This window comes from Pseudoalteromonas shioyasakiensis (assembly GCF_019134595.1).
Lineage (GTDB): Bacteria > Pseudomonadota > Gammaproteobacteria > Enterobacterales > Alteromonadaceae > Pseudoalteromonas > Pseudoalteromonas shioyasakiensis_A.
On record NZ_CP077770.1, the window covers coordinates 2,851,573 to 2,865,202 of the forward strand.

Below are 13,630 nucleotides of genomic sequence, written 5' to 3' on the forward strand. Positions count from 1 at the left end.
TTATTCCTCGCATTAACGCACCACAAACAACTCGTGATGCGCGCCACTGCAAGCCCCACAGCCGAAACTGCGGGTGGCCTTATTAGATCTCCGAACTACGCTGCGTTGATTGCCATTGTTTTTCCATAGCAACATCTGCAGTTGATGCCGATAACACAGGCTTACCTAAAATGTGGTCCGCCGCTTTTTCTGCCACCATAATGGTTGGCGCATTTAAATTACCGTTTGGAACGGTTGGGAAGATAGATGAATCCACAACCCGTAAACCTTCGATACCGTGTACTTGAGTTTGCGAGTTAACCACGGCCATCTCGTCCTCACCCATCTTGCACGAACATGACGGATGGTAAGCACTCTCAACCGCTTGACGAACAAAAGCATCGATTTCTTCATCGCTTTGAACATCTTTACCGGGTTGAATTTCACCATCGCGATACTCATCAAACGCACTTTGCTCAATAATCTCGCGAGTTAGACGTACGCAAGCTCTAAAGCCTTCAATGTCATCTTGATGCTGTAAGTAGTTAAATTGGATCTTAGGCGCAACCTGAGGATCCGCTGACTTAATCGTTACTGCACCACGGCTTTTTGGTTTGTTATGCCCAACATGAACTTGGAAACCATGACCATCAAAGGCACTCTTACCGTCATAACGAATGGCTGCTGGTAAAAAGTGATACTGAATATCTGGCCATTCAACACCCGGTTTTGAGCGAATAAATGCACATGATTCAAAATGGTTAGTCGCCCCTAAACCTGAGCGATTTAATAACCAACGAGCACCAATTAGCCCTTTTGAAACAAGGCCTAATTTGCCGTTTAAAGTAATTGGTTGCTTACACTTATATTGGAAGTAAAACTCCAAGTGGTCTTGTAAGTTTTGGCCAACACCTGGTAAGTGGTGTTTAACCTCAACACCCGCTTCGCTCAGGATGTCTTTATCACCAATACCCGATAATTGCAGAATATGCGGTGAACCAATTGGGCCCGCACTTAAAATAACGTCTTTTGCTGCAAATGCTTGCTGCTTAGAGCCAGATACTGAATACTCAACGCCCACGGCTTTTTTGCCTTCTAGCAAAACTTTTTCAGCTAAAGCACCGGTGACTAGCGTTAAGTTTTTACGTGACTTAACTGGGTCTAAATACTCACGGCTAGCAGAGCTTCTTACGCCATCTTTAACTGTCATATGCATTGGCCCAAAACCTTCTTGCTGGGCTGCATTGTAGTCATCAGTTTGCGCATAACCTGCTTGTTGGCCCGCTTTGATAAAGGCTTTATAAAGCGGATTAGCCATTTCATTACCGTTATTAACCCCTAATGGGCCGTTATCGCCACGGTAACTGTTACCACCTAAGTAGAATGATTCCGCACGCTTAAAGTACGGTAAACATGCTTGGTAATCCCAACCATTAGCGCCGTGTTGCTGCCATTCATCAAAATCTTTGGCATGACCACGTACATAGACCATGCCGTTAATCGATGATGAGCCACCTAACACCTTACCTCGTGGGCAGTGCATTTGACGGTTATCTAAATATGGCTCTGGCTCGGTATGAAATTGCCATGCATATTTGTCAGTATTCATTGGGATTGATAGCGCGGTAGGCATCTTTATAAAAATGCTTTTATCACTACCGCCCGTTTCAAGTAATAACACCTTATTAGAAGGGTCTGCTGATAGTCGGTTTGCCAACACGCAGCCTGCTGAGCCAGCACCGACTATGATGTAATCATAGTTCTGTGTACTCATTAAAATGGACTCTCTATATTGCTCATACCCACATAAATCGATTTAGTTTGGGTATAGTGATCTAAAGTTTCGATACCGTTTTCACGGCCGATACCTGATTGCTTGTAACCACCTACTGGCATTTCTGCAGGTGAATTACCATAGCTGTTTATCCAACAAATACCGGCCTGTAACTGGTGGATCACGCGGTGTGCACGCTGAATATCTTTAGTGAACACGCCTGCGGCTAAGCCTAGGTGGGTATCGTTTGCACGCTGAATAACGTCATCTTCATCATCAAACACCAACACGCTCATTACCGGGCCAAAGATCTCTTCTTTAACTATGGTCATGTCGTCATTACAGTCGACAAAAACGGTCGGTTCCACAAAGTAGCCGTTTGGCGCCGATGCAGGTGACAGTGCCTTACCGCCGGTTAATAAGGTTGCGCCTTCTTGAATACCTTTATCGATATAGCCAAGTACAAGCTCTTGGTGTTTTTTAGAGATAAGCGCCCCTAAATTCACCTCAGGATCCATTGGATCGCCAGCGATAATATTTTGCTCTGTGCGTGTTTTCAGCTCATCAATAAACTGCTGATAAACATTTTTATGCACATAAATGCGCGTACAGTTAGTGCAAATTTCGCCTTGCGTATAAAAATTGCCTAGCATTGCCGCACTAACAGCTTGTGATACATCGGCATCATCAAATACTAATAACGGTGACTTACCACCAAGCTCCATGGTTACATCTTTAAGTGAACCAGCAGCACTTGCCATTACTTTTTTGCCTGTGCCCACTTCACCAGTGAACGACACTTTTTCAATATTTGGGTTTGCTGTTAACCATTGCCCTACTTCAGCAGCGCCTTGCACAACGTTGAATACGCCAGCAGGTACACCCGCTTCGATGAAAATCTCTGCAAGTTTAATTGCACCAAGTGGTGTTTCTTCAGAAGGTTTGAAAATAACCGCATTACCCGCAGCCAGTGCAGGGCCTGATTTCCAACAAGCAATTTGCAGTGGGTAGTTCCATGCACCAATACCGGCACAAATACCTAAAGGCTCTTTACGTGTGTAGTAAAAATCATTACCAACCATTTGTTGCTGACCCACTTGCGCAGGAGCAAGACCAGCAAAATATTCGATAACATCGGCGCCAGTTTCAACATCGACACACTCAGCTTCTTGCCAAGGCTTACCCGTATCAAGTACTTCTACTTTTGCCAGTTCATCGTTACGTTCGCGTAAGATTGCCACGGCTTTTAATAGAATACGGCTACGCTCAATTGGTGTCATTGCAGACCATGCTGCAAACCCTTGTTTTGCGCTTTCGATTGCCGCGTTTTGAATAAACTCATCAGCGATTTCAACGTGATAAATCACTTCATCCGTTGCAGGATTCTTAACTGCAAAGGTATCGCCAGTTTGATTCTTTAAAAAATGGCCATTAATAAAATTTTCGTAAACAGGTGTGGTCATTTTAGGCTCCATACTGTTTTATCAGTGAACGAATGTAGTCTTTGGCTAATCGCTCACAATTTTCGAATTGATCTTGGTCTGACTTACTTAATACGGCTCTTAGCCATAAACCATCGATCATGGCTGCACTTAGCTCAGCAGCTAAATTGGCATCGCTATCGCTCATTAACTGTTTGAATGAGCTTAATAAGTTTCTAAATAAACGTTTACTATTTACGTTTTGTAAGCGATGCAACTGGGCGTCGTGCATTGAATGTGCCCAAAAGCTCAACCAAGTTTTGGTGTTGTTGCTTTGCTGCTGAATACGCGAAAAGTTTGCTTCAACGATAAACATTAATCGTTGCTCTGGACTAGTTTGTGGCGTTACTTGATTCAAAAGTGCTTGCTTTAAGCTGGTCAATAAATAACGCACAGTGGCTTCAATTAAGCCCTGCTTACCACCAAAATAATGACTGATAATACCAGACGATAAGCCTGCCTTTTTACTAATGCTATTTATGGTGGTGCCTTGCAAACCAAGCTCTGCAACCGACTCTATTGTGGCGTCAATTAACTGCTGACGACGAACAGGTTCCATTCCAACTTTCGGCATAATTTTTTATTGATTGAACGTTCAATTAAAATAAAGGTTAAGGTAATGAGCATGGCAATTCAAGGTTGACAAATTGTAAACAGCCGCAAAGTTACACTCGTAAGTTAAGCTAACCCACTGTTCTTACGCTCATTATCAGATATATAAAAAAGTTTTAAATTTATTCAAAATAAAGCCTAAAAAGTATGAATTTAGGCTGAAATGCGGAAAAAAGAGAATATTTATTGCAGGCGTATTTTTAATAAAAAAGCGCTTATAAAAGCGCTCATGTTAGGCTAAAAGTTAAGTTAAGCTCATTCGTGGTATTTACGAATAACCGCTATCTTGCCATCTTCGATTTCGAGCACATCCATAATGGTCTGCGTGTATTCAATTTCTTGCTGGTTTTGCGGGTGTGTACCTTTAGCATGATGGGTATAACGCAAGGCAATGGCAGAATCATTAAAAATAAAGGTATCGAGTAAGTTTGCTTGGTATTCAGTGTGTGCCCCAAGGTAAAAAGTCATGCCTTTACGCATCATCGCTTTGCCATCTGGCTCTCTTGCATCATCTGTTTGATAAGGTAAGTGTTGGTTTGCTACATCGTCAGTTAATAGAGCTAAAAAGGCTTCTAACTCTTTGTTGGTGGCATTGGGTGCTTGTGTTGCAACCATGGTATTAAAGTACTGTTGTGCTAATGCTGTGAGCTCTGGGTTAGCTTGCTTTGCTTGGCTGCTAAATGTGCTCAACAGGCAAATAGCCAGAAAATAAAGGTGCTTCATCGTTATTCCTTGTGGTTTTAGTTATTGACTAATAATCAAACTACGAATCTAAAATAACGACAAAGCCCCCAACTATCAATATTTTAGTTTAAGCTGTTTGTGGCTTTGGGGTCTCGCGTTTATCTAAATAACCGCTGTATCGTGTTGCAATTAACGCAGCTAAACTGATGATAGCGCCAATCCAAGCAGTGTCTTGCAATGAGTAGTTTTCAACGACAACACCACCTAACACTGAGCCCAGCGCAATACCGATATTAAACGCTGCAATGTTTAACCCTGATGCCACATCGACGGCATTCGGGGTGAACTTTTCGGCAAGTTTAACCACATAAACTTGCAGCCCAGGCACATTACCAAACGCAAATGTCCCCCATACGAGTATGGTGAGTACCGCAGCGACTTTAGATTGCATGGTAAAGGTCAGCACCAAGAGCACAATACTTAAAGCACTAAAGATAATAGTCAACGCACTAATCGGGCCTTTTTTATCGGCTAACTTACCGCCGTAGATATTACCAACAGCAACCGATACCCCATATACCAGCATGATTAAGCTGATGGTGGCTGATGCAAAACCAGTTTGCTGCTCTAGAATGGGCGCTAAATATGTAAAGGCAGTAAATGTGCCGCCATAACCAAGTATGGTCATCAAGTACACCAGTAAAAGCCTAAGTTGCACCATTACTTTTAGCTGCTCACCCAAAGTAGCGGATTTACTTTGCTTTAAGTTACTCGGAATTAAAAACGCGCTACCAACAAGTGCAATTAAGCCCAGTAAAGACACCACTAAAAAGGTCGCTCGCCAACCAAAGTGCTGACCAATCCAAGTTCCTAATGGCACACCGGTTACTAATGCAACCGTTAAACCTGTAAACATAATCGCGATGGCACTGGCTTCTTTATCTTTACTGACAAGCCCTGTTGCGATCGTTGAACCAATTGAGAAAAACACCCCATGGGCAAAGCCTGTTAGAACCCTTGCTGTGATCAAACTGCCATAACTAGGTGCTTGCCAAGCCAGTAAATTACCGATTACAAATAGGCTCATTAAACTAAGTAATACATGCTTTCGATTCCAGCGTCCGGTAAGCGCGGTTAATACTGGCGCCCCCACCGCAACACCTAATGCGTACAAACTAACAAGTAGCCCAGCACTCGGTAACGAAACCGCTAAATCATCAGCGATGGTTGGCACTAAGCCGACAATCACAAACTCAGTGGTGCCTATGGCAAACGCACTGAGAGTTAACGCAAGTAATGCTATTGGCATCACATATCCTCTGTTTAATTTTGAAAGTGCGGCTATTGTGGCTAAAATTAAATTTGCAAAAAATAGCAGTAGTGACAAAATACTTTTGTCAGAAATGAAAAGGTAAAGCCATGAGCGTGATCTCCAACACCCAAGATTTAGAAGCATTTATTAGCGTGGTTGATACCGGCGGGTTCTCAAGTGCAGCCAATGCCTTAGATGAGCAAGTAGCAAAAATATCACGGGCGGTAACTCGGCTCGAAAAATCCTTAAACGTTACTTTATTTAACCGCACCACAAGGCGCATTGAGCTTACCGAAGAAGGCCAGTTATTTTTAGGCTATGCTAGAGAAGCACTGAGTCAGCTAGCACAAGGCGAAGAATCCTTAAAGCTTCTGCACTGTGCGCCATCAGGAAAATTAAGAGTCGATGCCGCAAGTCCTTTTGTGTTTCATCAATTAGCACCACATTTAAAAGCCTTTACCCAAGCTTATCCTGACATAAAACTCGAGATCACCAGCCACGACAACATTATCGATTTGCTTGAGCATAAAACCGATATTGCTATTCGTATTGGCGAACTCGCTGACTCAAACTTGCATGCACGCACTTTAGGTGTAAGTAAACTACAGCTCGTTGCCAGCCCTGATTATTTAAAAGCGGCACCACCATTAAATGAGCTAACCGACTTAGCCTCGCACCAGCTTATTGGTTTTACCGATGCGCCGCATTTAAATCACTGGCCACTAACCACGCCTTTAGACCTTAAATTTTCAATCAGTGCATCAAGTGGTGAAACTGTGCGCCAGCTTTGTATTCAAGGTCATGGCATTACCTTGTTGTCGGAATTTATGATCAACGAAGATTTAAAAGCAGGCCGTTTAATAAAAGTGCTCGAAGGCGAGGTACTGAGCCCTAATCGCCGCGAAAAAGTGCATGCGGTGTATTATCAAAACAGCGGTGTGTCATCACGAGTATTAGTGTTTTTAGACTTTATAGCACCAAGGTTAACGCTCTAGTTTTTGCATTTTTAACAAAAGTGTTTTGTGATTAGTGGCATTAATTTCATAAATGATTTTCGTTATGCTGAAAGCATATTCGCTTTCAAGGAGCCGTAATGAACAAATTATTCGATACCGTACAACTTGCCGGTCATACATTAAAAAACCGCATTGTTATGCCACCGATGACCCGCTCTCGCTCATCACAACCGGGTGATATCGCCAATGAGTTAATGGCCGACTACTATGCACAGCGTGCCAGCGCCGGCTTAATTATCAGCGAAGGTACACAAATATCAGCCCTAGGTAAGGGTTATGCTTGGACACCGGGTATTTATACTGCCGAGCAAATTGCTGGCTGGAAGAAAGTAACCGACAAAGTTCATCAAGCTGGTGGCATTATGTTCGCTCAGCTTTGGCATGTTGGCCGAGTATCTCACCCAAGTAATACAGGTGGCGAGCAACCAATTTCGCCATCTGCTATTGCCGCTAAAAACGTTAAAGTTTTTATTGATGAAGATGACAAACCCGACTTTGTTGCCACAGCACAGCCTCGCGCAATGAGCCATGACGACATCAAACAGGTTATAAACGAATACCGCCAAGCAGCCCGTAATGCAGTTGATGCAGGGTTTGATGGTATTGAACTTCACGCTGCCAATGGTTACTTAATTAATCAATTTATTGATTCAGAGTCAAACCAACGCACTGATGAATACGGCGGCAGTTTAGAAAACCGCTTACGCTTTTTACAACAAGTGACACAAGCGGTTTGTGATGAAATTGGCGCTGAGCGTGTTGGCGTACGCCTTGCTCCACTCACAACCCTCAATGGGACGGTCGATGATAACCCATTTGAAACCTATATTGGCGCAGCAAAAGTACTCAATGACCTTAACGTTGCTTATTTGCACATTGCTGAAGCTGATTGGGATGATGCGCCTTTAATGGAGCAAAGTTTTAAGCAAGCGCTACGTGAAAACTATGCTGGATTAATGATTTATGCGGGCAAATACACTGGCGAGAAAGCAGAGCAAGCACTAGCCGCAGGCTGGGCTGATTTAATAGGTTTTGGTCGCCCGTTTGTTGCAAACCCTGACCTGCCAGCTCGTATTGAACAAGGCATTGAACTTGCGAAGCATGATCCAGATACCTTATTTGGAGGCGGTGCTAAAGGTTACACTGACTACCCTTTAGCAACGCAGTAACGCGCTAAAAAAGGTGGCTCGTCAACCAATAGCCCAGCACAATAAAGCTGATGTTGGCGAGCGCTCTTAACCACCAAGGAGCAGAGCTAAACTGGAGTTGGCTGTGCTTGCTTACTAATACCAAAATGCCCATCACAGTAAACCAAGGAGTAAAAAAGAATATTGGCTTTAACTTCACTAAACTCACCGCTAAATCGTGCAGCGCCCCACTGACTGCAAAAGTCACAACAAGGGCACACCAAGCCGGCATAATGTCATTACAAGGCTTCATCACATAGCGAGACAAATAATAGCTCCAGACCGGGTTCCAATATCGCCAAAATAAATAAAATGAGCTAGCACCTAGAGAACGTGTCAGCATATTGCGCAACGAATCTTTATGCCCAAGGGGCACACCTGTGCGTTTTTTAACGTATTGAGCAAGGGTAATAGCTGCAGACACCGGCTTTCTCTTTTTTACTAATGACTAATTCAGACTACTAAACAACCAACAAAAGAGAAACCAAAACAAGGCTTGAAATTGTAACGGTTTATGAAGCGCGCAGATCTAAGGTTGGTGATGAAGCTGAGCTAAGCACTCAGCTTCATTAAAGTCACATCTTACTTTTTACTTTATTAGTCGCTTGGCTGGTGGCGGGGTTGTCTGGCCAAAAATGTTTTGGGTAACGCCCTTTCATTTCTTTTTGCACATCGCGGTAACTCGTTTGCCAAAAGTTAGCTAGGTCTTGAGTTAACTGCAGCGGTCGCCGCGCTGGTGATAATAACTCCATTAATAACGGCAGTTTACCTTGCGCAAGCAAAGGCGTGCTGGTCATGCCATACACTTCTTGCATGCGCACACTGAGCTTTGCTGGGCCATCGAGCTGATAGGTCACTTTTACATTTGAACCACTTGGCACAGTTAATCGCAAGGGCAGGTGTTCATTCAATAGGCTTTGCTGCTGCCAATCAAAACAGCTTTTAATTGCTTCGCTGTAATTGAACTTTTTTAATTGCTCAAGGTTTTTAATATCATCCAAATAAGGTGCAAGCCATTGGTTATCGGCAATTAATTCATCTTGATTTAAAAGCGGGAATGACTCTGGTAACAGCTTACTTGCCAAGCTCATTCGAATAAGTAACTGCTCACTGTCGGGCTGTTCATTAAATAACGAAAAGCCCTGCTTACTAAATAAGTTTAACCACGCTTTAGTACGCTCGCTCTTATCTAGGGGCTGTTTACTTGGTTGACTCGCTATGGTGATAGCACCGAGCTTTAGCTCATCTTGATGGATAAAACGCCCTGCTTTTTCATCGTATTCGCAGCGAGTTTGCTCAGTAAATAAATGCGAAAGCTCATCTTCAAGCTCACTTGGCATAAAGGCAACAGCAGCAAAAACACGGTTTCCCTTATGGCCGCCCATATGCGCAATGGCAATATAATCATCGTTATGCCAAAACTCCTCACTTAAATCGGCGCCTGCACCATTGGCAAGTAAATAACCATTACCGCGCTTTTTGGCTAGGCGGTCAGGAAAGGCAAGCGCCACCAGCAGCGACAAGTACTCTGTTTTAAGCTCATTAACCGGCTTGAGTTGCAAGCGCGATAGCCAATAATTTAATTGCTGCTTAAATACTGGGTGCGGTTTGCTGTGCTGGCTATGCAATGCCAAATTAAGATCCGCTGGCATACTAATGCGGCTTTCAAGCAGTGCAGTTAAATACCCCGCTAATACATAAATACCAGGCGTACGCTGCTCTAGTTGCTTTGCCTTAATGAGCATGTGCGAGAGGCGAATATCGGCTCCATAGCTCAGCATTTGACTACCAAGGGGTGTCAGCTTTTCATTTTCATCAATGGCTTCGAGCATTTTCAAAAGTGCCGTTGCCTGTTTAACCTGCTGGCTACTAGGTGGGTCGAGTAAGCTAAGCTCAGCAAGTGATGCCCCCCACTGCTTTGCCTCTAATAACAATTGACTAATATCACTGGTCAGAATTTCTGGCGCATCATGGCTGTTACGGCGCTCAAAAGTTTGTTTAGAGCCTAATCGATACACAACCCCCGGCTCAATTCGCCCAGCACGACCAGCGCGCTGTATGGCTGAAGAACGAGAAATACTTTGCGTAACAAGCTCAGTGACACCGGTTTTTAAATTGAAATTGGCAGCACGGCGTTTGCCGCTATCAACCACAATGCGTATTCCTTCAATGGTCAAACTGGTTTCAGCGACATTGGTGGTTAACACTACTTTGCGTTTGCCAGTTTTAGCGGGCGCAATAGCAGCTTGTTGCTCGTTTTTATTTTGCTCACCATACAAGCTAAATACTTCGACGCTATCAACTAAATCATTTAAAGACTGCTGAACGCGCATGATTTCACGCTGCCCTGGCAAAAATACTAAAGCACAGCCCGTTTGCTCACTAAGCGCCTGTTTTATTAGTGCAGGTATGTCATCAAGCCAACGGCTTTCGTCTTTAAGTGGAATATACACTTCATCAATGGGGTAGCTTCGTCCTTGTGATGAAATAATCGGACAGCTGAAAAACTCACTGTAACGATCGCCGTCTAAGGTTGCCGACATCAGTAAGATTTTTAAATCATCGCGAAGTGCCGCCTGTGTTTCGAGGGCAAATGCCAAAGCCGTATCTGCGGCAATTGAGCGCTCGTGAAACTCGTCAAAAATAAGTAAGTCTACATCACTAAGCTCTGGGTCATTTTGCAACATACGCGTCAACATGCCTTCGGTGACAATTTCGAGTTTAGTTGCAGAACTTACTTTTGATTCACCACGAATGCGTAAGCCGACACTGTTACCGACTTTTTCATTCTGCTGACTTGCCAAATACTGGGCAATATTGCGTGCGGCCAGTCGTCTTGGCTCTAACATAACAATGCGTTTAAAGTGACCTTCGCGCATTAGGGTAAGAGGCAGCCATGTCGATTTACCCGCTCCCGGTGGCGCTTGCAATAAAGCCATTGGGTTACTCTGTAATGTGGTTAACAGGGATTGATAAATATCTTGAACTGGCAGCACGTTAGGTATCTCTTACATTCTTTTCGCGCATTGTATCAAAAAACAAAAAATTGCGATGGTTATAGGCTTATTTTCTATCTCGGCTTTAGAAGTGAAAACATTGCATTCTGCCAGTTTAGACTTATTCTTGATTAAACGACTAAACAATAATCAGAATAAGGAATTAACTTGTTCAGGATTTACACCCGTATTTTAATCACCTTGCTACTTTTAGTTTTCCCGTTTCAAAAAGCGTTTAGTCAGCAAAAAATTACGGTTGCACTTGGCAATACACTACCACCTTGGGTGATGGTTGAAGACAACACAGGCATTATTCCTGACTTACTTCGTGCAACACTCGGTGTTCACGGTTATCAAATACACTTTGTCTACGTTCCCTATGCAAGACGGATCCCTTTGTATACTGAGAACTTAGTTGATGTTGTGTCTGATATTAATGAAAAAGTTATCGAAACCCATCAAATGAGCGGTTACTTTTCAGATATTGCTTACAGCTACGAGAACTTCGCTTTTAGTCTGGCCAAGCAAAACCTGCAGCTTAGCTCTATTGCACAATTAAAACACTTTAGTGTTCTTTCATGGCAAGGTGCAAAAGAATTACTCACACCAGAATATCAAGCAATGGCCAGAGAAAACCCACAATACGCAGAAACCTATGATCAACTTGCACAAGTACAGCTTTTGTATCGAGAGCGCTACGAGGTGATCCAGATGGACGGTAAAATTTTTGATTATTATCGAGCGTTAATTAATATCAATGACGAAATTGATGTCTCTAAACCTGTGCAACGATTTGCGTTATTTGGCAAAAACCCCAGTGGCTTTTTATTTCGAGACGAAGCCTTAAGAGACCTGTTTAACGAGAACTTGCGTAAACTAAAATCAACTGAAGAATACACGCGGATAATCAATCGCTACACATCTAAGAGCCACTAAGCATCTAAAAATTAGCGCAACAGAAAATATTACAGGCTGATTCTAAAAACTACGTAGTAATTGCAAACTTATAAATTCCACTCATTATATGTAAAAGCATAAAACAATTATAAATCAATCAGTTAATAAATTTCACCAAATTGGTACAGCGATTGCTCTTACTAAGATGAATGTTTAACAAAGTAAGGAGATTATGATGAACAGCGATCGTTTAGAAGGCAACTGGAAAGAGCTTAAAGGTAAAGCACAACGTAAATGGGGTGACCTTACCGATGATGATTTAGATAAAATTGAAGGTAGCCGTAAAGAGCTGGTTGGTAAACTTCAGCAAAAATACGGTAAATCGAAGGAAGAAGCTGAGCGTGAAGTAAGCGACTTAGAAAAAAGCCATTAATTTGTGCAATTAATAAAGCCGCTAATTGCGGCTTTATTTATCAAGCTGGCTCATGCTTTGCTAAATCGACTTCAGCAACCGTTTGATTTTTACCTTGCGATTTAGCGCGGTAAAGCCGTTTATCGGCAATGTTCAAACAGTGATCCATGCTCTCATCAGCGACACGCACGTACAAGCCAATACTTAAGGTGACATGAAAACGATGCAGGCCGCTCGTAAATGGCTTTTCAGCGAGCTTCTTATGGATTTTTTCAGCGACTTTTCTGGCTCTAAGCTCATGCCCTGTTGGGATCACTATTAAAAACTCTTCGCCGCCCCAACGGGAAATAACATCTTCTTCTGTGCACACGTTCTTAAATACATCAGCGAAAAATATTAGCACCTCATCGCCCACTTGATGACCGTAGGTGTCGTTGATTTGTTTAAAGTTATCAACATCCATCAGCAAGAACACTGCCCCTTCGCCAAAGCGCTTATCTTGCAAGCATTCTGTTGCGTAGCGACGGTTAGCGAGTTCTGTCATCGCGTCAGTGCGAGCAAGTTTTTGATTAAGTTTAAGTTGCTCCATTAACTGCAAGCTGTATTTGTTACGGTAATATTCATAGAAGCCGGCCAAAATACATAAAATCGAGAAACACAGCATGACACGTGTAGGAAAGTAGTGACTCGGATAACTGTAATAACCAAATTGATCGGTAAAATAGAAAAGCACCGAGATAATACTGGCAAGCAAGATAAGATCAAATGCTCCGCGCTTTAAACCACGAATAAAAAATGTCACGGGGGATACAATAAACAGCCACAATGGCCCAGTGCCATTACTCCCCCCAGAAACAATTAAAAAACACATCATCGAATAGAGGGCGTACAGCATAAGTACTGCGATGGTTTCGTCACGATTTTTAATAACGAAAGGTGAGGCAAACACAAAGCCGCCAATAATTAATAAATAGCTAAGGGGGTGGTAACCATCTTGATAGCTGGTGATCGCCATTAAAAACGAGGTGATCGAACCAATAAATGCAAAAACACGTAAAAATCGCGCTTTATCTTTCTCACTCGCATTCACTGTATCAATCACAATTTCACCTTAGATTTCTTGATCAATCTTAATAATACCAATCCGCAATAATACTTAATCATTTTGAGGGATTAAACCTGCCGCTACCTGCGTTAAAAATTTCTTATTTAGAACAACTAAATAACGAAATTTTTGCCTTGCTATCAACGAGGTTTTATTGCCTCAAAATAGACCACTT

The 13,630-nt window shown here is 42.8% G+C and carries 12 protein-coding genes; 4 read left to right on the top strand and 8 right to left on the bottom strand.

The window, feature by feature from the left end; all coding sequences use genetic code 11:
* Positions 1-82: 82 nt before the first annotated feature.
* The 5 genes from betA to KQP93_RS13300 form a co-directional block, all read right to left on the bottom strand.
* Positions 83-1,753, bottom strand: coding sequence for a choline dehydrogenase (betA, locus tag KQP93_RS13280; RefSeq protein WP_217874774.1), 1,671 nt, complete (start codon positions 1,751-1,753; stop codon positions 83-85).
* Entirely contained in the window at positions 1,753-3,216 is a 1,464-nt protein-coding gene (betB, locus tag KQP93_RS13285; RefSeq protein WP_217874775.1) for a betaine-aldehyde dehydrogenase, read from the bottom strand. The genes betA and betB overlap by 1 nt, the downstream gene beginning before the upstream one ends.
* Position 3,217: 1 nt before the next feature.
* Positions 3,218-3,808 carry a transcriptional regulator BetI gene (gene betI, locus KQP93_RS13290; protein WP_217874776.1) on the bottom strand — a complete coding sequence of 197 codons (591 nt, stop codon included), beginning with the start codon at positions 3,806-3,808 and terminating at the stop codon, positions 3,218-3,220.
* Between the two features lie 293 nt (positions 3,809-4,101).
* Entirely contained in the window at positions 4,102-4,569 is a 468-nt protein-coding gene (locus KQP93_RS13295) for a nuclear transport factor 2 family protein (RefSeq protein ID WP_217874777.1), read from the bottom strand.
* Between the two features lie 88 nt (positions 4,570-4,657).
* Positions 4,658-5,839: an MFS transporter gene (locus tag KQP93_RS13300; protein ID WP_217874778.1), complete on the bottom strand. Its 1,182-nt coding sequence runs from the start codon at positions 5,837-5,839 to the stop codon at positions 4,658-4,660.
* Between the two features lie 110 nt (positions 5,840-5,949).
* On the opposite strand from KQP93_RS13300, the gene KQP93_RS13305 reads away from it, so the two are divergent.
* Together KQP93_RS13305 and KQP93_RS13310 are read left to right on the top strand one after the other, a co-directional pair.
* Positions 5,950-6,837 (top strand): LysR substrate-binding domain-containing protein, encoded by an 888-nt coding sequence (locus KQP93_RS13305; RefSeq protein ID WP_217874779.1) that lies wholly within the window; start codon positions 5,950-5,952, stop codon positions 6,835-6,837.
* 98 nt (positions 6,838-6,935) lie between these two features.
* The gene (locus KQP93_RS13310; protein ID WP_217874780.1) at positions 6,936-8,027 is read left to right on the top strand and encodes an alkene reductase; all 1,092 of its coding nucleotides are present in this window, start codon (positions 6,936-6,938) and stop codon (positions 8,025-8,027) included.
* Between the two features lie 4 nt (positions 8,028-8,031).
* Here KQP93_RS13310 and KQP93_RS13315 read toward each other — a convergent pair whose 3' ends face one another.
* Together KQP93_RS13315 and hrpB are read right to left on the bottom strand one after the other, a co-directional pair.
* Positions 8,032-8,469: an acyltransferase gene (locus KQP93_RS13315; RefSeq protein WP_217874781.1), complete on the bottom strand. Its 438-nt coding sequence runs from the start codon at positions 8,467-8,469 to the stop codon at positions 8,032-8,034.
* 151 nt (positions 8,470-8,620) lie between these two features.
* Positions 8,621-11,041, bottom strand: coding sequence for an ATP-dependent helicase HrpB (hrpB, locus tag KQP93_RS13320; RefSeq protein WP_217874782.1), 2,421 nt, complete (start codon positions 11,039-11,041; stop codon positions 8,621-8,623).
* 168 nt (positions 11,042-11,209) lie between these two features.
* Here hrpB and KQP93_RS13325 point away from each other — a divergent pair, with 168 nt between their 5' ends.
* Positions 11,210-11,977: a substrate-binding periplasmic protein gene (locus KQP93_RS13325; RefSeq protein WP_055020661.1), complete on the top strand. Its 768-nt coding sequence runs from the start codon at positions 11,210-11,212 to the stop codon at positions 11,975-11,977.
* A 196-nt stretch (positions 11,978-12,173) separates the two neighbouring features.
* Positions 12,174-12,371, top strand: coding sequence for a CsbD family protein (locus tag KQP93_RS13330; protein ID WP_217876792.1), 198 nt, complete (start codon positions 12,174-12,176; stop codon positions 12,369-12,371).
* A 40-nt stretch (positions 12,372-12,411) separates the two neighbouring features.
* Here the strand turns inward: KQP93_RS13330 and KQP93_RS13335 are convergent, their stop codons facing one another.
* Positions 12,412-13,452 carry a GGDEF domain-containing protein gene (locus tag KQP93_RS13335; protein ID WP_217874783.1) on the bottom strand — a complete coding sequence of 347 codons (1,041 nt, stop codon included), beginning with the start codon at positions 13,450-13,452 and terminating at the stop codon, positions 12,412-12,414.
* Positions 13,453-13,630 lie beyond the last annotated feature (178 nt).